This window comes from Streptomyces sp. NPDC021562 (genome assembly GCF_040640875.1).
Taxonomy (GTDB): Bacteria; Actinomycetota; Actinomycetes; order Streptomycetales; family Streptomycetaceae; genus Streptomyces.
In genome coordinates this window covers 35,298-55,576 of the sequence record NZ_JBFACN010000014.1, presented here as the reverse complement: position 1 = coordinate 55,576, position 20,279 = coordinate 35,298, and the positions used below count along the sequence as shown (strand labels likewise).

General features: G+C 73.7%; 17 protein-coding genes and 1 pseudogene. 4 read left to right on the top strand and 14 right to left on the bottom strand.

Annotated elements, in window-relative coordinates; translation table 11 throughout:
- From AB0G52_RS22535 to AB0G52_RS22495, 9 genes are all read right to left on the bottom strand, one after another.
- Positions 1-1,398, bottom strand: a complete 1,398-nt coding sequence (locus AB0G52_RS22535) for a PfkB family carbohydrate kinase (protein ID WP_132890774.1) — start codon at positions 1,396-1,398, stop codon at positions 1-3.
- Positions 1,395-2,009 carry an SIS domain-containing protein gene (locus AB0G52_RS22530; RefSeq protein ID WP_132890775.1) on the bottom strand — a complete coding sequence of 205 codons (615 nt, stop codon included), beginning with the start codon at positions 2,007-2,009 and terminating at the stop codon, positions 1,395-1,397. Before AB0G52_RS22530 ends, AB0G52_RS22535 begins: the two co-directional genes overlap by 4 nt.
- Positions 2,006-3,241 (bottom strand): glycosyltransferase, encoded by a 1,236-nt coding sequence (locus AB0G52_RS22525; protein ID WP_132890776.1) that lies wholly within the window; start codon positions 3,239-3,241, stop codon positions 2,006-2,008. Before AB0G52_RS22525 ends, AB0G52_RS22530 begins: the two co-directional genes overlap by 4 nt.
- Positions 3,238-4,200, bottom strand: a complete 963-nt coding sequence (locus tag AB0G52_RS22520) for a glycosyltransferase (protein ID WP_132890777.1) — start codon at positions 4,198-4,200, stop codon at positions 3,238-3,240. The genes AB0G52_RS22525 and AB0G52_RS22520 overlap by 4 nt, the downstream gene beginning before the upstream one ends.
- A gap of 64 nt (positions 4,201-4,264) precedes the next feature.
- On the bottom strand, positions 4,265-5,260 hold the full coding sequence (locus tag AB0G52_RS22515) for a glycosyltransferase family 9 protein (protein WP_361338128.1): 996 nt from the start codon (positions 5,258-5,260) through the stop codon (positions 4,265-4,267).
- The gene (locus tag AB0G52_RS22510) at positions 5,257-5,802 is read right to left on the bottom strand and encodes an HAD-IIIA family hydrolase (protein WP_361338126.1); all 546 of its coding nucleotides are present in this window, start codon (positions 5,800-5,802) and stop codon (positions 5,257-5,259) included. The genes AB0G52_RS22515 and AB0G52_RS22510 overlap by 4 nt, the downstream gene beginning before the upstream one ends.
- Positions 5,799-6,830 carry a glycosyltransferase gene (locus AB0G52_RS22505; RefSeq protein WP_361338124.1) on the bottom strand — a complete coding sequence of 344 codons (1,032 nt, stop codon included), beginning with the start codon at positions 6,828-6,830 and terminating at the stop codon, positions 5,799-5,801. Before AB0G52_RS22505 ends, AB0G52_RS22510 begins: the two co-directional genes overlap by 4 nt.
- Positions 6,827-8,461 (bottom strand): carbamoyltransferase C-terminal domain-containing protein, encoded by a 1,635-nt coding sequence (locus AB0G52_RS22500; RefSeq protein WP_132890781.1) that lies wholly within the window; start codon positions 8,459-8,461, stop codon positions 6,827-6,829. The genes AB0G52_RS22505 and AB0G52_RS22500 overlap by 4 nt, the downstream gene beginning before the upstream one ends.
- 36 nt (positions 8,462-8,497) lie before the next feature.
- Positions 8,498-9,490 (bottom strand): NAD-dependent epimerase/dehydratase family protein, encoded by a 993-nt coding sequence (locus AB0G52_RS22495; protein WP_132890782.1) that lies wholly within the window; start codon positions 9,488-9,490, stop codon positions 8,498-8,500.
- A 316-nt stretch (positions 9,491-9,806) separates the two neighbouring features.
- On the opposite strand from AB0G52_RS22495, the gene AB0G52_RS22490 reads away from it, so the two are divergent.
- Complete coding sequence (locus AB0G52_RS22490; RefSeq protein WP_132890783.1) at positions 9,807-10,370, top strand: hemerythrin domain-containing protein; 564 nt, start codon at positions 9,807-9,809, stop codon at positions 10,368-10,370.
- A 382-nt stretch (positions 10,371-10,752) separates the two neighbouring features.
- Entirely contained in the window at positions 10,753-12,099 is a 1,347-nt protein-coding gene (locus AB0G52_RS22485; protein ID WP_361338121.1) for an MFS transporter, read from the top strand.
- A 364-nt stretch (positions 12,100-12,463) separates the two neighbouring features.
- Here AB0G52_RS22485 and AB0G52_RS22480 read toward each other — a convergent pair whose 3' ends face one another.
- The 3 genes from AB0G52_RS22480 to AB0G52_RS22470 all read right to left on the bottom strand — a co-directional run bounded on the left by AB0G52_RS22480 (position 12,464) and on the right by AB0G52_RS22470 (position 13,877).
- Complete coding sequence (locus AB0G52_RS22480; RefSeq protein ID WP_132890915.1) at positions 12,464-12,985, bottom strand: hypothetical protein; 522 nt, start codon at positions 12,983-12,985, stop codon at positions 12,464-12,466.
- Positions 12,986-13,160: 175 nt separating this feature from the next.
- Positions 13,161-13,637, bottom strand: a complete 477-nt coding sequence (locus tag AB0G52_RS22475) for an SRPBCC family protein (RefSeq protein WP_132890785.1) — start codon at positions 13,635-13,637, stop codon at positions 13,161-13,163.
- A 24-nt stretch (positions 13,638-13,661) separates the two neighbouring features.
- Positions 13,662-13,877: a hypothetical protein gene (locus AB0G52_RS22470; protein WP_132890786.1), complete on the bottom strand. Its 216-nt coding sequence runs from the start codon at positions 13,875-13,877 to the stop codon at positions 13,662-13,664.
- 183 nt (positions 13,878-14,060) lie between these two features.
- Between AB0G52_RS22470 and AB0G52_RS22465 the strand changes: the two genes are divergently transcribed.
- Both AB0G52_RS22465 and AB0G52_RS22460 read left to right on the top strand, forming a co-directional pair.
- Positions 14,061-15,293 carry a hydrolase gene (locus AB0G52_RS22465; RefSeq protein ID WP_132890787.1) on the top strand — a complete coding sequence of 411 codons (1,233 nt, stop codon included), beginning with the start codon at positions 14,061-14,063 and terminating at the stop codon, positions 15,291-15,293.
- A gap of 205 nt (positions 15,294-15,498) precedes the next feature.
- Complete coding sequence (locus AB0G52_RS22460) at positions 15,499-16,650, top strand: glutathione-independent formaldehyde dehydrogenase (RefSeq protein WP_132890788.1); 1,152 nt, start codon at positions 15,499-15,501, stop codon at positions 16,648-16,650.
- Between the two features lie 65 nt (positions 16,651-16,715).
- On the opposite strand, the pseudogene AB0G52_RS22455 reads toward AB0G52_RS22460, so the two are convergent.
- Both AB0G52_RS22455 and AB0G52_RS22450 read right to left on the bottom strand, forming a co-directional pair.
- Positions 16,716-18,872: pseudogene (locus AB0G52_RS22455) on the bottom strand (MMPL family transporter).
- 182 nt (positions 18,873-19,054) lie between these two features.
- Entirely contained in the window at positions 19,055-20,176 is a 1,122-nt protein-coding gene (locus AB0G52_RS22450; protein WP_361338118.1) for a PP2C family protein-serine/threonine phosphatase, read from the bottom strand.
- Between the last annotated feature and the right edge of the window lie 103 nt (positions 20,177-20,279).

Sequence of the window (20,279 nt, the reverse complement as noted above, 5' to 3'; positions counted from 1 at the left end):
TCACCCCCTGAGGGCGGCACGGGCCGCGATACCGGTGGTGGAACGGCCGTCCAGGTAGGGGAAGAGGACCACCTGCCCGCCCCAGCTCGCCACCAGCGGCGCCTCCGGCAGCGGGGCCATCGCGTAGTCACCGCCCTTGGCCCAGATGTGCGGGCGCAGTTCGCCGAGCAGCTGCTCCGGCGTGTCCTCCTCGAAGACGGCGACCCCGTCGACGCACTCCAGCGCCCGCAGCACCCGGATCCGGTCCGCGACGGTCACCAGGGGCCGTCCCCGGCCCTTGCGGCGCCGCACGGACGCGTCCGAGTTGACGCACACGATCAGGCAGTCGCCACTGCGGCGCGCGGCCTGGAGGAGCGCGACGTGCCCGGCGTGCAGCAGGTCGAAGCAGCCGCCCGCGGCGACCACGGTGCCACCGGCCGCACGGACCCGCGCCGCGGTGCGCAGCGCGTCGTCCGTCGAGCCGCCCGCGGGCTCCGGCGCGCCCTCGGAGCCTGTGCCGAGGGACCGTACGCCCCCTTCGGCCACGAACCGGGTCGCCGCGTGCACGGCCGCGCGGACCGCGGTCTCCGTGAGGTCGCCGTCGGCCAGCGCCCCCGCGGCCGCCGCCGCGAACCGGTCCCCGGCGCCGCACGCGTCGCCCTCGGCGGTCACCGGCGAGGGCACCATCAGCGGTGTGCCGCCGTGGGACAGCAACGCCCCGCGCCCGCCGAGCGTCACCACGACGGAGGCCGCCCGCCAGGCGTCGACGAGGGCGCCCGCGTCCCGTGCCGCGCCACGCAGTCCGGCCGGGTCCTCCGGCTCCTCGCCGGCGCCGGCACCGAACCGGGCGGCGAAGGCGCGGGCCTCGGTCGCCGACGGCGTCACCATGCGCACCCCGGGCACCGGCGCACCGCCACGGGGATGCGGGTCCCACACCACGGGAGCCCGCCCGGCGGCCTCGGCCAGCACCTCGCGCAGCACGTCGGCGCTGCCGCGGCCGTAGTCGGCGACGAGCACCGCACCCGCGTCGGCGACCGCACGGCGCGCCTCTTCGGTGGCGTCCCCGGCGCGTCCCTCGCCGTCGTCCAGCCGCAGCATCGGCCGCCCCTCGGCAAGCACCCGGGTCTTGCTGGACAGCGTTCCCCGCAGGGGCAGCCCGACCACCCGCACCCGGCCCGCGAGCAGTTCGGCCAGCCGCTCGCTGGCCGGGTCCCGGCCCAGCGCGGTGACCAGCGTGACGTCACGGCCGTCCTTGGCGGCCAGCCACGCGGCCAGGGCCGCGCCCCCGGGCCGGGTGGTGCGCCGGACACCGCCGACCACGGGCACCGGCGCGTCGGGGGCGAGCCGCTCCGCCTTTCCGCACAGGTCGTGGTCGAGCAGCGCGTCGCCCACCACGATTAGCGGGGCCGGGCCGGTCATGCGCGCCCCTTCCGGGCCGCCGACCAGCGTCGCCCGGCCGGCCCCCGCGCCACGGCCCGGTCGAAGGCCTCGCAGAGCATGTGGACGGCCACCAGGTGCAGTTCCTGGACGGTCGCACCGGTCGCCGCGGTCACGGCCAGCGCCTCGTCCGCGCAGGCCTGCAACGGATTGGGCGCGGGTCCCGTGGCCGCCCACACGGACAGCCCGAGGCGGTGCGCCTCGGCCGCGGCGACCAGCAGGTTCGCGCTGGCGCCACTGGTCGACAGAAGCATCAGGACGTCCCCCGCGCGGCCGTGCGCGGCCACCTGGCGGGCGAAGATCTCCTGGACGCCGTAGTCGTTGGCGATGGCGGTCGTCGACGAGGTGTCCGCGTGCAGGGCGAGCGCCGAGAACGGCGGCCGGTCCTCCCGGTAGCGGCCCACCAGTTCGGCGGTCAGGTGCTGGGCCTGGGCGGCGCTGCCGCCGTTGCCCGCGACCAGCAGCCGGGCACCGCCGGTCAGCCGCCCGGCCAGCTCGGTGCCCCACCGCTCGACGAGCGGGGCGTCGGCGCGGAAGCCCTCCAGGGCCTTCATCAGGTCGTCGCAGTGCGTGAGGTCGGTGACGAGCTTCATCGGACCACCCCCGACAGGGAGGGAACACTGGAGACCGCGCTGTAGACCTCGGTCAGGCCGTCGGCCACCCGGTCCCAGGTGTAGCGGGCGAGGACCCGGTGCCGGCCGGCGGCGCCGTACTCGTCGAGCCGCCTCGGGTCGTCGAGCAGACCGCGGATCGTGGCGGCGGTGTCGTGGTCGTCCTCGGAGGGCACCAGCAGGCCGGTCACGCCGTCCACCACGGTGTCCAGCTGTCCGCCGACGGCGGTGGCCACGACGGGGGTGCGGCACGCCATGGCCTCGACGGGCACGATGCCGAACGGCTCGTAGCGCGGCAGGGAGAGCACCAGGTCCGCGCCGGACATGAGCCGGGGCATGTGCTCCCGGCCGACCCCGCCGAGCAGTTCCACCCGGTCGGCGACCCCGTACTCGTCGGCGACCGCCCACAGCCGCTCCGCCTCCGGCTCCGCGGCGAGCAGCGCAGGCTCCGGTCCGCCGGCGATCAGCAGCCGGGCGTCGGGTACCCCGGCCAGGGCGCGGATCGCGCGGTCGAAGCCCTTGCGGGGGACGAGCCGGCCGACCGTCAGCAGCCGCGGGGGGCCGGGCCGCGAGCGGCGCAGGCCGGGTACGGGGGAGAACCGCACCGGGTCCACCCCGCAGGGCACGATCGAGACGTGGTCCGTGGCCAGCCCCATGGCCTTCAGCTCGGCCACCTCGTCCCGGCAGGTCGCGACGATCGCCGCGCACTCCCGGCCCACGGCCCGCTCGATCCCGATGCGCCCGGCCGGACTGGTGTCGGCGGCACCCTGATGACGCCGCTTGACCGTGCCGAGGGCGTGGTACGTCTGCACCACGGGCAGGCCGAGGGCGCGGGCGCCGGCCAGCGCCGCCATGCCGGACATCCAGAAGTGGGCGTGCACCACGTCGGGTGTCGCGACCGCCCACTCCCGGGCCAGCCACTCGCCGAACTCCGGCATGTACGGGAGCAGTTCGTCCTTCGGTACGGGTGCCGCCGGACCCGCCGGCACATGGACCACCTGTACGCCGTCGGGGGTCACCACCCGGTCCGGCAGCCGTGGCCCGTCCCGCCGCGTGTACACGGTGACCTCGTGGCCGCGGCGGGCGAGCACCCCGGCGACCTGCGCGACGTACACGTTCTGGCCGCCCGCGTCCGGCCCGCCGAGCTCGGCCAGCGGGCTGGCGTGCTCCGAGACCATGGCGACGCGGCCGGCCGAGGGATAGCTGTGGCTCATCGGGTGACCTCCTTGATCAGGCGCTCCCAGTCGTCCCGGAAACGTCGTTCTCCGTAGCGGGCCTGTACCGCGGCCCTGGCGGCCTCCCCCGTCTGCCTGGCGTACGCCGGATCCGCGAGGAAGCCGCGCACGGCGTACTCCAGGACGTCGAAGCGGTTGGAGACGACCCCGGCGCCGTCCGGCACGGCCTCGCGGACCTCGGTGGTGGCCAGCGCCACCACCGGCATTCCGAGGAACATCGCCTCCAGCAGGGACAGCCCGAGCGACGTCCAGCGCACCGGATGGACGTACACCCGGCACCTGGCCATCGCCGGATGCAGTTCGCCCTGGGGCAGGTCGCGGCAGCGGCAGCGGTCCGGCGGCAGGCCGAGGTGGGCGGGGAGCGCCGCGGTGCGCATCCCGAAGACGTCCAGCGGCGCCCACGCGGCGAACCGGGGCAACAGGTCGGTTCCGGTCGTACGGCCCCTGCGCACCGGATCGTTGACGACGACCGCGGCCCGTGGCTCGGTGCCGGTCCACAGGTGCCCGGGGTCGATGATGCCGTGCTCGACGACCGCGGTGGGCGCCCGCCCGGTGTCCCACATCAGACGGTTGAAGTGGGTGACGTGCACGACGGTGACGTCGTCGCGGCCGGCCAGCGGGTGCCGGGTGCCCTCGGGCGTCCCGTGCGGGCTGTTGTGCTCCACGTAGACGGCCGGCACGTCGATGCCGGGCCGGCGGCCGGTCCACTGCCGGGCGAGTTCGAGCTCATGGGGCCGTTGCAGCACCATCAGGTCGATGTCGGCCTCCCGCAGCTGATCGGGCGTCACCTCGCGCACCGACGCGGGCCACCGCCAGGTCCGGGCCCGGCCGAGCCCGTCGGGCCCGCGGTCCGGGGTCACCGGCACCAGGAAGGTGTACGGGCCCTGCACGAACGACGTCAGCCATGAACCGTGCACATGCCATACCAGGACGTTCATCGTCTCCCACCTGCTCGTATGCCGTCAGAGGTGCCGCCGGAGGAGTGCCGTCACAGGAGTGCCGTCACAGGAGTTTCCGCACCGCGCCGACCACGTCCTCGGCCGACACCTCGGCCAGGCAGGGGTGGCCGGGCACGGGACAGTCCCGGGCCCGGGTGTCCGCGCAGGGCGCGCGCTGGTTGCCGAGCAGCACGCTCGGCACGCCGTAAGGCGCCCACCGCTCGGCCGGCACCACCGGGGCGAACAGCGACACCACCGGCGTACCGACGGCCGCCGCCAGGTGGGCGGGACCGGTGTTGCCGCACACCACCACGTCGGCCAGCCGCAGCACGCCCGCCAGCACACGGGGGTCGGTGCGACCGCCGAGGTCGATCCCGGCGTCCCCGCTCACCGACCGGGTCAGCTCCGTCTCACCGGGGCCACCGGTGACGACGACCCGGTGCCCGGCGTCGGCGAGCAGTTCGACGGCCGCCGCGCACCGGTCGGCACCCCAGGCCCGGGCCGGTGCGCTGGCGCCGGGATGGACGACGACGTAGGGACCGGGCCCGGTGAGCGCCACGGTGTCCGGGGGCGGCAGCACCCGCAGCCGTCCGTCGTCGCCGGGCCCGGGCAGGAAGCCCAGCGCGACGGCGGTGTCCAGCGCGGCCTCGGCCTCGTGCCGGCCCGCGCGCCGCCGGTGCCGTACGTCGAGCAGCCGCCCGGCGTGGTCGACGCTGTCGGCGCCGATCCGGCCGACCCCGGCCAGCCGCAGCAGCAGCGCGGTGGGCAGCGGGCTCTGGTGGAACGAGGTCAGCACGAGGGCCGTGTCGAACGCGGCGGCCCGCAGCCGTCCGAGCAGACCGGCCACGTCCGCGTCCGCGACCGAGGGCGGGTCGAACCCCTCCCAGGGCGCCTCCCACACCAGGACCTCGTCGACGCCGGGCAGCAGCCGGGCGGCCGGTTCGCCGCGGGGGCCGCAGAGCATGGCGACGTGGGAGCAGTGCGCGGCCACGGCGCGGACGGCGGGCCCGGCGAGCAGGACGTCGCCGAAGCTGTCCAGGCGTACCACCAGTGCCTTCACGGGCGACCACCGTCCAGCAGCGTCCGGACGGCGGTGAGCAGGTCGGGCGCGTGCTCCGGGGCCCCGCTGATCTCCTCGGGGCGGGTGGCCGGGTTCGGGACCAGCACGCCCCGGGCCCCGGCCGACCGGGCGGCGGCCACGTCGGCACCGATGTCGCCGACCACCGCGCACTCGCCGGGCACCCGGCCGAGCAGCCGCGCCGCCCGCAGCACCAGCCCCGGCCGGGGCTTGCGGCAGTCGCAGCCGGCCTCGGGCGGATGCGGGCAGTAGAGCCAGACGTCGACCCCGCCCAGCAGGACGTCGGCCCGGGCGTTGACGCGCCGCACGTCGGCGTGACTGAGCAGGCCCCGCCCGATGCCGGACTGGTTGCTGACCACCCCGGTGGCGAGGCCGGCACCGCGCACCAGCTCCAGGGCCTGCCGGGCGCCGGGCAGCAGCCGCACCCGGTCGGGGTCGCCGTTGTAGGGGACGTCCACGACCAAGGTGCCGTCCCGGTCGAAGAGGACCGCGGTGACGGGGCGGGCGGAGCGAATGGGGGTCATGGTGCGCTCCGCGAGGGGGTGAGGTCGGTGGCGGTCACGGGGCCGGGGCGCAGCGGGGCGGCGCGGCGGTGGCGGATCAGACCGGTGAGCCAGTGGCGGACCGCGAGCGGTGGGATGAGCACGCTGGTCGCGGCCATCGTCGCGGTCTCGCGCGCCGTGCGCGGGCCGGGCAGGACGCGGGCGAGGGTGAACTCGACGGTGCCGGCCGCCCACAGCGCCCCGGCGACGGCCGCGGCCCGGCGCCGGCCCGCCAGCGCGAGCGCGACCGCGGCCAGTGCCGTGGCCGTCACGAGCGCGTGCCGGGGCAGCCGTCCGCGGGGCGCCCGGGCCCGGTCCCACCAGTCGGCGCCGTGCAGCCGGTTCATGAGGGCGTCGTCCGCGTTGCCGCGCTGGGCCCGCACCGACACCCATGGGTCCGCCGCCCGCACCGGGTGGCGGGTGACGCGCTGCCCGCGGCGCAGCGCCCACCCCGCCTCCTGGATCCGCAGCGCCAGGTCGGCGTCCTCACGGAAAGCCCGCCGGAACCGCTCGTCGAAACCGCCGACCGCGCTCAGCGCCTGCGTCCGGTACGCCATGTCGGCCGTCGCCCAGGCCGCCTCCTCCAGCCCCGCCGTGCCGCGTTCCCAGTCGGTGGGCCTGCGTCCGTCGGGCAGCGGCACGGTCAGCCGCCCCTGGACCCCGCCGGTGGCCGGTCCGGCCCCGTCGAGGTCGGCGGCCAGCCGGCGGGACCAGTCAGGCAGCACCTGCACGTCGTCGTCGAGGAAGACCGTCCACGGCGTGCGGACCGTCCGCCAGCCCGCGTTGCGGGCGGCCGCCGGGCCCCGGCCGCCGGTGCGCAGCGCGCGGACCCGGTCGCGCAGGGTGCCCGCCGCGCCGAGCGGCAGCGGCGCGGCGGGGTCGGGGCGGTCGTCGACCACGACGATCTCCTCGGGAGGGTGGCCGGTGGCCGCGTCGAGCGCCCGCAGGCAGTCGGCGAGACAGGCCCGGCCGATGGTCGGGACGACCACGCTGTAGGCGGGCGCGCTCATGCGAAGACCTCCCGGCGGCGCACCGCGAACGGCCCCAGCGCGAGCAGGTCGACGGGCGCCGAGCCGAAGCACTCCAGGGCGTCGCGCGGATCGTCGACCATCGGACGCCCCGCGGTGTTCAGGCTGGTGTTGACGACCACGGGCAGGCCCGTCCGGGCCTCGAACCCGTCGATCATCCTCGCCACCAGCGGCTCCGCGGACCGGTCCACCGTCTGGATCCGGGCCGTGCCGTCGACGTGCACGACCGCGGGGATGCGCGCCCGCCACTCCTCGGCGACGTCGTGAACGAACAGCATGTACGGGCTCGGCAGCGGCCCGTCGAACAGCTCGGCGGCCCGCTCGGTCAGCACCATCGGGGCCACCGGCCGGAACTCCTCCCGCCCCTTCACGGCGTTGAGCCGCTCCAGGTTGGCCGCGTGGCCCGGGTGGGCGAGCAACGAGCGGTGCCCGAGCGCCCGGGGGCCGTACTCGCTGCGTCCCTGGAACCAGGCCACGATGCCGTCCCGGGCCAGCTCGGCCGCCACCGTCTCGGCGATGTCGTCCGGCTCCTCGTACGGCACGGCCGCCCGCTCCAGCCACGCCCGCAGTTCGTCGTCGCTCCAGCCCCGCCCGAGCGCGGCCGTCGGCATCGGTTCCACCGTCTCCTTCTGGTGGGCGACGTGCAGGGCCGCGCCGAGCGCGGTGCCCGCGTCCCCGGCCGCCGGCTGCACCCAGACCGTACGGAACGGGCCCTCCCGGTACAGCACGGAGTTGGCGACGCAGTTGAGCGCCACCCCGCCCGCCAGCGTCAGCACGTCCTGCCCGGTCCGCTCGTACAGCGAGCGCACCAGGTGCAGCAGGACCTCCTCCAGGCAGGCCTGGGCACTGGCGGCCAGATCGGCGTGGTCGCGGGTCCAGTCGCCGCCCGCCGCCCGGGCCGGCGCCAGCGACGCCCACGGCACGGGCCGGGCCCGGAAGCCGCCGTCGCCGTCCGCGCGGACGTACGGGCGCAACGCGTCGAGGAAGCGCGGACTGCCGTAGGAGGCCAGCGCCATCACCTTGAACTCGTCGCTGCTGCGCAGGAATCCGAGGTGCTGGGTGAGGTCCTCGTAGAACAGTCCCAGCGAGTCGGGCAGCGCCTGCGCGGACAGCACCTCCAACTCCCGGTTGACATAGCGCCCGGACAGGTGGGAGCCGCACTCGCCGCGGCCGTCCAGCACCAGCACCGCGCAGTCCGGATAGGGCGAGGCCTGGCCCGCGGAGGCGGCGTGCGCGACATGGTGGGCGACGAAGCGCACCTTCTCCGGGTCGAGACCGGGCAGCGCCTCGGCCAGGAACCCCGGCGCCTGCCGGGCGTACTCCTGGCGCAGCCCGTCCCAGGGGTCGTCGAGTCCCAACCGGTCAGCGGGCAGCGCGAGTTCAGGATCGTACGAGTAGGCGACCGCGTCCAGGTCGGCGGCGTGCAGGCCGGCCTGCTCCAGGCACCAGCGGGCGGCCTGCTCGGGCAGTTCCCACGCGGAGAAGGGCACCGGCCGTTTGCCGTGTTTGCGTCGGCTGAAGCGTTCCTCCTCCGCCGCCGCCACGATCCGGCCGTCCACCACCAGGGCGGCGGCCGGATCGTGGAAGAGAGCGTTGATTCCCAGGACGCGCATGCGGTGCCTCCGTGGCTGGGGGGTGGGGCGCGGGCGTCAGCCGCGCGGGTCCGGCGGGGACGACGGACGGGCGGCGAAGTAGGCGATGGTCTGCTTGATGCCCTCCTCCCAGGGGACGTGCGGTGTCCAGCCGAGGAGTTCACGGGCCAGCGTGGTGTCGGGGCGGCGCCGCTGCGGATCGTCGGTGGGCCGCGCGACGAACTCGATCGGGGACGCCGAGCCGGTCAGCTCCACCACCCGCAGGGCGATCTCGTGGACGGTGACCTCGTCGGTGCCGCCGATGTTCACCGGGCGTACCGACCGGCTGGCCGCCACCCGCAGAATCCCGTCCACCGTGTCGTCGACGTAGCACAGCGAGCGGGTCTGATTGCCGTCCCCGGCCACCGTCAGCGGCTCGCCCGCCAGCGCCTGGCACACGAAGGTGGGCACGGCACGGCCGTCCAGGGCCCGCATCCGCGGCCCGTAGGTGTTGAACAGCCGGACGATGCCCGCGTCGGCGTCCCGGTTGCCGACGTGCGCGGTGACCAGCGCCTCGGCGAACCGTTTGGACTCGTCGTAGACGCTGCGCGGGCCGACCGGGTTGACGTTGCCCCAGTAGTCCTCGCGCTGCGGATGCACCAGCGGGTCGCCGTACACCTCGGACGTCGAGGCCAGCAGGAAGCGGGCCCCGTCGCGCTCCGCGAGCCCCAGCATGGTGCGGGTGCCCAGACTGCCGACGTCCAGCGTCTCCAGCGGGTGACGCAGGTAGTCGGCGGGGGAGGCGGGGCAGGCGAAGTGCAGCACCAGGTCGTAGGGGCCGGGCAGGTCTTCGTGGACGTCGGGCGCGGACACGTCCCGCTCGACGTAACGGAAGCCGGGGCGGCCCCTCAGGTGGGCGATGTTCTCGCGCGAACCGGAGAGCAGGTTGTCGACGCAGTCGACTTCGACCTCCGCATTCAGCAGGTGTTCACAGAGGTGGCTGCCGAGGAAACCGGCACCGCCGGTGACCACGGCCCGCCGCCAGGGCAGGGCTGAAAGCGCATCAGTCATGGAATGTCCTTCCACCGCGATGGCGGCGCACGCGGCCACCTCACCCGGACGCTGCTGGTCCTGCGCGGTGATGAGGGCTGATGTGTGAACGAGAAGGAACGCTCGTGGGGGACGGAGAACGGACGTGCCGCTCCGGACTGCCGCCGTTTTCCCGACGGCACTGACTCGGGGTTCCCGGGGCAGTTGTTTTCACACGTTGGTTCCAGTATGCGTATCTCCTCCTGTCCCGCGATTCGTGTGACGTGGCCGACGGGGGGCACTCGGCTCGCGGCGGATCCGAACCCGGACCGCTGTGCCACGAGCGGAGGTGAAGGGCATGGGACACGGTGGAAACGTCATCGACGAGTTGGTGACCGATCACCGCGAGGTGGAGGAGATCTTCGGCAAGATCGAGGCGCTGCCGCCCGGTGACAAGAACCGCAAGATCTACGCCGACCAGGCCACGATGGAACTGGTGCGGCACTCGGTGGCCGAGGAGGCCTACCTCTATCCGGCGGTGCGCGAGCACGTCGAGGGCGGGGAGGCCCTGGCGGACAAGGAACTCGAGGACCACGCCAAGGCCGAGCAGATCATGAAGGACCTGGAGAGCTGCGAGGCGGACGACACCCGGTTCGACACGCTGATGAACTCGCTGATGAGCGAGATCCGCATGCATGTCGAGGACGAGGAGCAGAACCTCTTCCCGAGGCTGCGCGCGGCCTGCTCGGCGGACGCCCTGAACGAGCTGGGCGACAAGGTCAGGCAGGCGAAGAAGACGGCGCCGACCCGCCCGCACCCCGCCGCCCCCGACAAGCCGCCCGCGAACAAGATGCTGGCCCCGGGCGCCGGCCTGGTCGACCGGCTCCGCGACGCGCTGACCGGCCGCGGGAAGACCGACTGACCCTGGGCCCGGCAGGCCCGACCGACCCGCAGCCCCTGGCGCACGACTCCGGGGCCCGGCGTGCAGCACGCCGGGCCCCGGAGTCGTGCGCCAGGGCTTTTGTGCGGCCGAGTCATGTTCAGGTTGTGAAGCCGACTGGGGGGCATGCCCTCGGTGAGTCCCTTCAAACCTCTGTGAGCAAGCACACTTGGCGTCCAAATGCCCTGACACGGCGGAAAATTGGGAACGAACCGGGCGTCGGGGCGAACCGGCGGGCCGCATCTCGGGTGCCTGGTCTGCCACCATGGCGGTGCCTGATCGACCGGGTGGAGCGGCCGCGCAGCGGAGCCGGCCCCCTCGCTTCCGCCGGTCCCCTCCCACCTCCCGGTTGCCGAGTACCGCTGTGCCCTCTGCTGCTCCTGTCACCACCCCTGCCCCGCCGCCCGAAGCCGCCTCGCGCTCGCCGTGGCGGTCACTGCGCCACACCGGCATGCGCTGGTGGTCCGCCGCGAACTTCCTGTCCAACGCGGGCACCTGGATGCAGCTCACCGTGCAGAACCTGCTCGTGCTCCAGATCACCGGATCGGCGGCCGCCACCGGCCTGTCCGTGTCCGTGCAGGCCGCCCCGGCCCTGTTCATCAGCGTGTTCGGCGGCGCGGCCGTGGACCGCTGGCCCCGCCGCACCACCGTCGCCGTGAGCCAGGCGCTCCTCGGCGCCGTGGCCTTCACGACGGCGCTCCTGGTGGCCCTGGACCGGCTCGACCTGACCGGCCTGCTCCTGCTGGCCGCGGTGACCGGCGTCATCGCCACCGTCGACGGACCCGCCTGCGCCCTGCTGGGCAACGACCTGGTCCCCGCCGAGGACCTCCCCTCGGCCATCGGCGTGGGCGCCCTCGTGCACAGTGCGGGACGGCTGGTCGGCACCGCGCTCGCGGGGGTGACCGTGGGTTTCCTCGGCACGGCCTCCGCGTACCTGGCCAACGGGCTGTCGTTCCTGTTCGTGGCGTCGGTCGTGCCGTTCCTGCGTCCGGTGCGGGACCCGCGGGGCGAGGGGGACACCGGCCCGCGGGCGGCGCCCTCGCCCCCGCCGCCCGACGCCGAACTGAGCGTGCGCGAGGGACTGGCCTTCTTCGCCCGCCGCCCCCGGCTGGTCGCGCTGGCCTGTGTGTCCGCGATCAGCTCGGTCTTCGGGCGCAACTACGGACTCACCCTGGCCGTCCTCGTCACCGGCCCCCTCGCGGCGGGCGCGGGCGCGTTCGGGACCGTGTCGGCCGTCCTGGCCGCCGGTGGCATCGTCGGGGCCGTCCTCGGCGGCCGGCTGCGCCGGCCCTCGGTACGGCTGGTGGGCGTCCTCGCGGCGGCCGGCGGCCTGCTCCAGGCGGTCGCGGGGCTGTCCCCGTCACTGCTCGTGCTGCTGGTGCTGGTGCTGCCCATGGCGGCGGTGGAGTCCGTCTCCGACACCGCCATGACGGCCGTCCTCCAGACCGACCCGCCCGCGCACCTGCGCGGCCGCGTCCTCGGCATCTGGAGCAGCATCGGCACCGTGTGGAGCCTCGGCGGACCGCCGCTGCTCGGGCTCCTCATGGAGACGGCCGGTGCCCGCGGAGCGCTGGTGGGCGGCGGCCTCCTGGTCGCCGGCACGATCGCGGCCGGCTTCGCGGTACGGATCCGGCGCCCCCACGCGCCGGTACTGATCCGCCCCCGCAACGGGGAGACCGCCCTCACGAAGGCACTGGAGACAGCGGCCTGAGACCCGGGCCGCCCGCCCGGACACCAACCACGGGCCCGGCCCCGGCCCCGGCAGCGGCGGCTCGGCCGGGTTCCGGCGGTCCGGCCTCGTGTCGGCGGGCCGGTGGGTTCCAGGGCTGGGGCGTGTCGGCGGGCCGGTGGGTTGGAGGGCCTGGGCGTGTGTCGGCGGGCCGGGTCGGCCGGTCTGAAGGCCGGGGAGCTGCCGTGGGCGGGGCTCAGGTCCTGGCGGGGGTGTCGTCGGGGTCAGACGTTGGTGGAGCTGGGCGGCGTGCAATCGCGGCCGGTTGGTGGGTTCGGGGGCTGAGGCGTGTGTCGGCGGGCCGGGTCGGCCGGTCCGAATGCCGGGAAGCCGTCGTGGGCGGGGCTCAGGTCCTGGCGGGGGTGTCGTCGGGGGTGAGGCGTTGGTGGAGCTGGGCGGCGTGCAGTCGTGCCACCGGGGCGAGCAGGTCCGGATGGCGCAGCAGGGCCGCCGCCCGCCGGTCGTCCCCGTCGGGCAGGAGCAGGCGCCGGAAGTCGACCGACCCGCCGCCCAGGTGCTCCCCGTCGGCGAGCGCGCGGACGGCGAGCCGGGCCAGCTCGGGCTCGCAGAGCAGTTCGGCCGCCCAGCTCGCCACCACCTCGTCCACCCAGCTGCGCCAGGCGTCGTCCGCGTCGTCAGACGCGTCCCCGCCGGTCACCCAGTCGAGCCGCGCCGAGCCACCGGGGCCCACCACCCCGACCAGGCCGGCGTCCAGCGCCGTCGGGTAGCGCAGCCAGGCCGCCACCGTCACCGCCTGCCTGACCTGCGCCTCACAGCGTGCGGCGGCGAACGCGCCCCCGTGGGCGGGGAAGGCGCCCGAGAGCCAGCGAGCCGTCGCTGCGATGAGCGGAGAGAGATCTGCGAGCACTGCCAACCGTCCGAAACACCTGAGGGGAAAACGACCGGGAACCGACAAAACGGTATCCCGTGCCGGGCCCCCCGAGGTATGGGCGAAGCTCGTGGCCCTCCCCACAGCGCCCCGCGCACAACGCCTCCAGCCCCTCGCCGACGGCGAGGGGCTGGAGGCGTTGTGCGGACCTCTTCTAGAGCGGGCCGCCGGTCTCACCGGGTCGGACCCGGCCGCGCCAGGCACCGCTCTCGGTGCCGCGCTGCTCGATGAAGTCCTTGAAGCGGCGCAGATCGCCCTTGACCCGCCGGTCGATCATGCCGAGCGCGTCCGCGCCCTTCTCGGCCAGTCCGGAGGGCTCGACGTCCATCGTGAGCTCCACCCTGGTGTGGCCGTCGTCCAGGGACTCGAAGCGGACGGTTCCCCGCTGCCGGGTGTCACCGTCGGTGGTCCGCCAGGTGATCCGGTCGTCCGGCAGCTGGTCGACGATCTCGGTGTCGAACTCGCGCCGCACCCCACCGATGCTGGTGGTCCAGTGGTTGTGCCGGTCGTCGACCTGCCTGACCTCCTCGACACCCTCCATGAAGTTCGGGAAGTCCTCGAACTGGGTCCACTGGTTGTAGGCCGTGTGGAGCGGGACGCCGACGTCAACGGCTTCCTTGACCGTGCTCATCTGTTCCTCCTCGTCGCGAGCGGCTTATTCCCGGGGCGCGGACCTGCGGCCCCGGGCTGTCCTCTTGTTGGCCCCTGGGCTCGGCGTGATCGGGTCGCCGTCCGCCGCACGTTCGGGCGCGCCCTGGTCGGCGTCCTCCCGTGCGGCACGCTGCCCGACCTGCTCCAGCACCTCGTCCGTGAGGGTCGGGGCCGTTCTGTCCTTCTCGTGGTGTTCGGAGTGCTCTGATCGCTGTGCCACGGCGCCCGGGTACCCGGTTCCCTCCAGGGCATCCACACTTCCGCTCACCCGGCGACCGGGCCCTGCCCGTCGTAGGGACAACCCCCCGGTGCGGAGACCGGTTCGCCGGATGGCCGTGGGCGGTCGCGGTCGGCGAAGCTGCGAGGGATCGCGCGCACCAAGGACATCCACAAGGAGGCTCCCTTGCTCACTCGCCGCTCCGCCGTCCTGTCGGCCCTCGCCGCCGCCGGCCTCTGCGCCGCCTCCGCCCGTACCGCGTCGGCAGCACCGCGCCGGGCCGCTGGGCGGGCACGGCTGACGTTGCCCCCGCCCAGCGGCCCGCACCCGGTGGGGACGGCCTCCGTGCGGCTGGTCGACACCGCACGCGCCGACCCCTGGGTCCCGTCGCAGCCGTACCGGGAGCTGATGATCAGCATCCGCTACCCGGCACGGGCCGTCGACGGTCACCCGAGGGCACCGCAGCTGCTGCCCGGCGAGGCCGCCGGTTTCGCCGCCGTCAACAACTTCACCGACGTGCCCGCCGACCGGGTCGACTGGGCGGCCACCCGTACCCACGCCCACGAAGGCGCCCCGGCCGACCGCGCCCGGGGACCGTACCCGGTGGTCGTCTACTCGCCCGGCACCGGTGACCCTCGCTCCCTCGGCACCACTCTCAGCGACGACCTCGCCGCACGGGGCTACGTGGTGGTGACCCTCGACCACACCTACGACGCCTCGGCCGTGCAGTTCCCCGGCGGCCGCGTCGAACGCACCGTGCTGCCCGCGGAGTTCGCCAAGGCCTACCCGGACGAGGGGCGCATCAGGGTGCTCCTGGAGAAGACGATGGCCGTACGCGTAGCGGACACCCGCTTCCTGCTCGACGAGCTGCCGCGGGTGCTGCCCGGGGAGCTGCGCGGCCTGCCGGACTGGACCCGCGTCGGCATGTTCGGGCACTCGGCCGGCGGCTTCACCGCCCTCCAGGCCATGCACGACGACCCGCGCATCGCGGCCGGCGCGAACTTCGACGGCGTGCTCGCCTACGTCCAGGAGGACAGCGACCACGGCCACCTGTCCGGCGTCGCGGCGGACGGCCTGGACCGTCCCTTCCTGCTGGTCGGCAAGGACGGCAACGACCTGCGCACGGTACCGTCCTGGAACGCCCTGTGGCGGCACAGCCGCGGACCCGGTGCGGGCCTGACCCTGCGCGGCGCCGAACACGCCACCTACACCGACGCCGAGACGATGATCCCGCAGCTCGCCCGCCAACTGGGCCTGCCCCGCGCGACGGTCGTCAAGAACGTCGGCACGGTCGCTCCGGCCCGTGCGATCCTCGCCGAACGGGCCTGCCTCACCGCGTTCTTCGACCGGTGGCTGCGCGGCCGCGACGAGGCCGAACTGCCGGCCGGCCACCCGGAGGTGCGCTTGTTCCGCCGCTGAGCGGCCGCTTTGAAGCGCGCGCATGCGGGCCCCGTGACCGGACGCGCACGGGCCGACGTCGTGGAACGGGCGGCGTCGGCAGTTGCACCGCCTGCCGTACCGGCGTTTTCTGGAAGTATCCGACGGTGAAACAAGAGCGCCCAAGGTTGCGGCACTGACCTACCTGGGGCCCTGCCTCGTGGCGTTCGACGCGGAGGTGAACCAGGTGAAAGCCGTTGTCTACGAGAAGCCCTTCAGCGTCGCTGTCAGGGACGTCGACGATCCAGGCATCCAGCACCCGAACGACGTGCTGGTACGGGTCACATCCACCGCGATCTGCGGGTCCGACCTGCACATGTACGAGGGCCGCACGGCCGCGGAGTCGGGCATCGTCTTCGGACACGAGAACCTCGGCATCGTCGAGGAGGTCGGCTCGGGTGTCGCCTCGCTGTCCCAGGGCGACCGGGTCGTCATGCCCTTCAACGTCGCCTGCGGCTTCTGCAAGAACTGTCTGGCCGGGAAGACGGGATTCTGCCTCACGGTGAACCCGGGCTTCGCCGGCGGAGCCTACGGCTACGTGGCCATGGGCCCCTACAAGGGCGGCCAGGCGGAGCTGCTGCGGGTACCGTTCGCCGACTTCAACTGTCTGAAGCTGCCGCCGGGCAACGAATTCGAGACCGACTTCGTCCTGCTCGCCGACATCTTCCCGACCGGCTATCACGGCTGCGAACTCGCCCAGGTGATCCCCGGCGAGAGCGTCGCCGTCTTCGGCGCGGGGCCGGTCGGGCTGATGGCCGCCTACTCCGCGCTGCTGCGCGGCGCGGCCAAGGTGTTCTCGGTCGACCGGGTACCGGAGCGACTCGCCAAGGCGGAGGAGATCGGCGCGATACCGATCGACTTCACCCAGGGTGACCCGGCGGAACAGATCAAGGAACAGACCGGAGGTGAGGGCACCGACAAGGGCGTCGACGCCGTCGGCTACCAGGCCCAGGCGCACGACGCGAGCCACGAGGAACCCGCCGTGGTCCTCAACACCCTCGTCGAGACGGTACGGCCGACCGGCATGCTCGGCATACCCGGCCTGTACGTCCCGTCCGACCCCGGCGGACCCGACGAGCACGCCAAGCACGGCCAGCTCCTGGTCTCCATCGGCAGGATGTTCGAGAAGGGCCAGCGGATGGGCACCGGCCAGTGCAACGTCAAGCAGTACAACCGGCAGCTCCGCGACCTGATCATCGCGGGGCGGGCCAAGCCCAGCTTCGTGGTCTCCCACGAACTTCCGCTGGAGGAGGCACCCGTCGCGTACGAGAAGTTCGACCAGCGGGTCGAGGGCTACACCAAGGTCGTCCTGCACCCCGGTCACGCTCTGGCCGCGTAGGTCCAAGGGCTGGGGCCGGCGGGCCGCACGGCCCGCCGGCCCCAGCTGTCCGCGTCGCCGTGCCGCTAGCCGCGCCGTCCCGCGGTCTGGTACTCGTCCGCGGCGGGGGAGGGGCCGCCGTCCGTCCCCGGCCGCGCCCGGTCGGCGTGGCCCGGCCACCAGGCCGCGTGACCGATCAGGGCGGTGAGGCTCGGGGTGAAGAACATCGCCATCACGAAGGCGGCCACCGCGATGCCGAAGGACACCGCGAAGCCCATCTCCGTGAGCAGCGAGTTCCCGGCCAGCATCATCGTGGCGAAGGTCGCCGCCAGGATGAAGCCCGCCGCGGCCACCGTCGGTCCGGCGTGCCGCAGCGCCATCCCGGCCGCCTCGCGCGGCTCCCGGCCCTCCCGGGCCTCCTCGCGCAGCCGGGCGATCATGAGGATGTTGTAGTCCGTGCCGATGGCGACCACGAACAGATACATGATCACCGGGAGCATGAACATCAGCCCGGGCTTGTTCTGCGCGTCCTGGAAGATCCAGACCGTCGCGCCCAGCGTGGCGCCGAAGCCGAGGCCCACCGAGGCGATGAGGTACCAGGGCGCGACCACGCTGCGCAGCAGCAGCCCCAGGATCACCATGATCAGCAGGGCGGCGACCGGGAACACCGTCCGGTAGTCGTGGTTCACCGCGGAGTCGATGTCCTTGTAGATCGACGACATGCCGCCGACCACCGCCTCGGTGCCCTCGGGAGCACTGGCGTGCGCGACGTCCCGTACCCGGCCGACCGTGTCGATCGCCTTGTCCGTGGAGGCCTCGTACTTGAGCGTGACGGTGAAGTCCGCCGTGGTGCCGGGCTTGTTGAGCTGGTTCAGCCGGGCGCTGGCGACACCGTCCACGGCGCCGAGTTTTTGCGCGTACGCGTCGAACGCGGTCCTGTCCAACGGCTTGCCGGCGGTGCTGGACAGGTAGACGTCGGTGGGTGCGGCGGCACCGGCCGAGTACGCCTTCTGCATCTCGTCCTAGACGACCATGGACTCCTTGGTCTTGGGCATCGAGCCCGACGCCAGGTCGAAGGTGGCGTGGTAGCCGAGCGTGCCCAGCGACAGCACCACCAGGACGAGGCCGGAGACCGCGGCGGTCAGTGCCGGGCGGCGCTGCACACCACGGCCGAGGGCCGCGAACCGGGCGTTCTCCGGCTCGCGTTGCCAGGACTTGGAGGGCCAGAACACCTTCGGGCCGATCAGCGAGACGACGGCCGGTATCAGGGTCAGCCCCGCGACGAGCGTCACGGAGACCGCGATGGCCAGCGCCGGGCCCATCTGCTTGAGGAAGCCCAGGGTGGACAGCACCAGCGCGAGGAAGGCGATGATGACCGCGCCGGCCGCCGAGGCGATGGCCTCGCCGACCCGGGCCACGGCGTTGACCATGGCCTCCTTGGGTTCGTCGCCGGCGCGCAGGCGTTCGCGGTAGCGGAACATCAGGAACAGGAAGTAGTCCGTACCCACGCCGAAGAGCACGACGATCAGGATCGACGAGACGGAACTGTTGGCCTGCAGACCGAACAGCTTGGTGGCGTAGGCGATCAGTCCGTTGGCGATCGCGGACACCAGGCCGATCGTGATGAGCGGCAGGACCGCGAGGATCGGCGCCCGGAAGATGATCAGCAGGGTCACCAGGATGATCAGGAAGGTGCCGATGCCGATCAGCGCCTCACCGCGCTTGGACGAGTCCTGCTGATCCAGTGCCTGCGCCGCCGAGCCGCCGAGCCTGGCCTCCAGGTCGGTGCCCTTGGTCAGTTGCTTGACGTCGTCGCGCAACACCTTGGCCGCGTCCGCCTGTACGGGCTGACCGGCGTTCTTGCTGTCCATCTGGACCAGGGTCATGGTGTATCTGCCGTCCTTGGACGGCTGGCCGGGGACGACCTTCTGGACCTGGTCGATGTGCTTGCCGCCCAGTTCGGTGGTGATCCGGGCGACGTCCTTCAGGTCGGCGGCGGTGAGCCTGCCGCCGTCGGTGCGCTGGTACAGGGCGATCGCGGACGGGGTGAAGGCGCTGGGGAACGCCTTCTCCTGGAGGTCGGCCGCTTTGATCGATTCGTAACTCTTGGGCAGGAAACTGCTCTCGTCGCTGTTCGAGGGCAGGCTCGGGGCGGTGGCGACGATCGCGACCGCCGCGATCAGCCATGCCACGATCGTCCAGACGGGATGTCGGACGACGGCACTGCCAATTCGTCGGAACATGCGGAAGGTCCTCCTGAGTAGGAAGATCACCGCAGCCCGGGGAGCGGACCCTGGCATCGGCGACCCCGACCGGCACGCACCCGACGGGCCGGTCGCATGGTTGTCTTGAGGTCACATGGTAGGGATCACCTACGACAGTCGGTCCAGTGGGTTTCCGGTACGCCCACCGGCCGGCGTCGCCCTCAGGGCCCCGTGGGGAGCAGGAACGCCGTGAGGGCGGCCGTGTCGTCCCGCAGCCGGTCGTGGCTGTAGTCGATCAGGTCCTGGTGGAGCCGCGCCAGCAGTTCCGGCGGCGGCATCGGGCCCCAGGACCGCAGCCGCTGCAACAGCGGGTAGAAGACGCCGTCGGGGTCCCGGGTCTCCGTGACGCCGTCCGTGTACAGCAGCAGCTGGTCACCGGGGCCGAAGGCGTAGGTGTCCACGCGGTAGGGGTCCCCGACCAGCATGCCGAGGTTCAACGGCGGCCCCGGCCGGCCCCGGTCCAGCTCGCGCACCTCGCCGGGGCGGATCAGCAGCGGCGGTGGATGGCCGCAGTTGAGGACGCGTACGACCCGCTCGTCGGCGGGGATCTCGGCGAAGACGGCGGTGACGAACCGTTCGGCCGTCTCGTGCCCGCCCAGCTGGTCGGCCCTGCGCGACATGCTGACGTCCACCCGCTCCACCAGCGCGTGCAGGTCGGGTTCGTCGTGCGCGGCCTCGCGGAACGCCCCCAGCATCGCGGCCGCCGTCTCCACCGCGAGCAGCCCCTTGCCGCGCACGTCGCCGATGAGCAGCCGTACCCCGTAGGCGGTGGGCACCGCCTCGTAGAGGTCGCCGCCGATGCGGGCCTCCGCGGCGGCGGACAGGTAGAAGCTCTCCAGAAGCAGGTCGCCGATCCGGTGCGGCACCGGCCGGAGCAGGACGCGTTGCGCGATCTCGGCCACGAACCGGACGTCGGCCAGGGTGCGTTCGCGGCGCGTGCGGTGCGCGGCCAGCACCGTCCCGAGGGCGCCCACCAGGGCCGTGCACGCGTAGACGGCGACGTAGTGCCGTTCCCAGACGTAGCCGACGGCGCGGCCCGCGCAGCACGGGGTGCCGGCCAGCAGCATCTCGAAGCCGACGGCGAAGACGGTGGTGCCGGCGACGACGACCGCCGTGTGGGCGAAGGCGGTCACCAGGGGCAGCGCGATCAGCGCGAAGCTCACCGGCCACGACACGGGCGTGATCGGCTCGACCACCAGCACGCCGGCGACGTACATGACGGGGAGCCAGCGCATCCACGCGGGGGGTGCGGGCAGTGCTGGGTTGCCACCGTCGTGCCTCACCCGGGACTCCTGGCCTACGCATCTCGACAAGACGACCAGCGTCCCCGGCCACCGGGGGACACGCCCGGATTGCTCCGTTCAGCGGCATGTTCCGTCGACAGTA

Bases quoted from the DNA above. Each gene is read 5' to 3' on its own strand.
- AB0G52_RS22535 (WP_132890774.1), bottom strand. From the start codon at position 1,398: ATGACCGGCCCGGCCCCGCTAATCGTGGTGGGCGACGCGCTGCTCGAC.
- AB0G52_RS22530 (WP_132890775.1), bottom strand. From the start codon at position 2,009: ATGAAGCTCGTCACCGACCTCACGCACTGCGACGACCTGATGAAGGCC.
- AB0G52_RS22525 (WP_132890776.1), bottom strand. From the start codon at position 3,241: ATGAGCCACAGCTATCCCTCGGCCGGCCGCGTCGCCATGGTCTCGGAG.
- AB0G52_RS22520 (WP_132890777.1), bottom strand. From the start codon at position 4,200: ATGAACGTCCTGGTATGGCATGTGCACGGTTCATGGCTGACGTCGTTC.
- AB0G52_RS22510 (WP_361338126.1), bottom strand. From the start codon at position 5,802: ATGACCCCCATTCGCTCCGCCCGCCCCGTCACCGCGGTCCTCTTCGAC.
- AB0G52_RS22505 (WP_361338124.1), bottom strand. From the start codon at position 6,830: ATGAGCGCGCCCGCCTACAGCGTGGTCGTCCCGACCATCGGCCGGGCC.
- AB0G52_RS22500 (WP_132890781.1), bottom strand. From the start codon at position 8,461: ATGCGCGTCCTGGGAATCAACGCTCTCTTCCACGATCCGGCCGCCGCC.
- AB0G52_RS22495 (WP_132890782.1), bottom strand. From the start codon at position 9,490: ATGACTGATGCGCTTTCAGCCCTGCCCTGGCGGCGGGCCGTGGTCACC.
- AB0G52_RS22490 (WP_132890783.1), top strand. From the start codon at position 9,807: ATGGGACACGGTGGAAACGTCATCGACGAGTTGGTGACCGATCACCGC.
- AB0G52_RS22475 (WP_132890785.1), bottom strand. From the start codon at position 13,637: ATGAGCACGGTCAAGGAAGCCGTTGACGTCGGCGTCCCGCTCCACACG.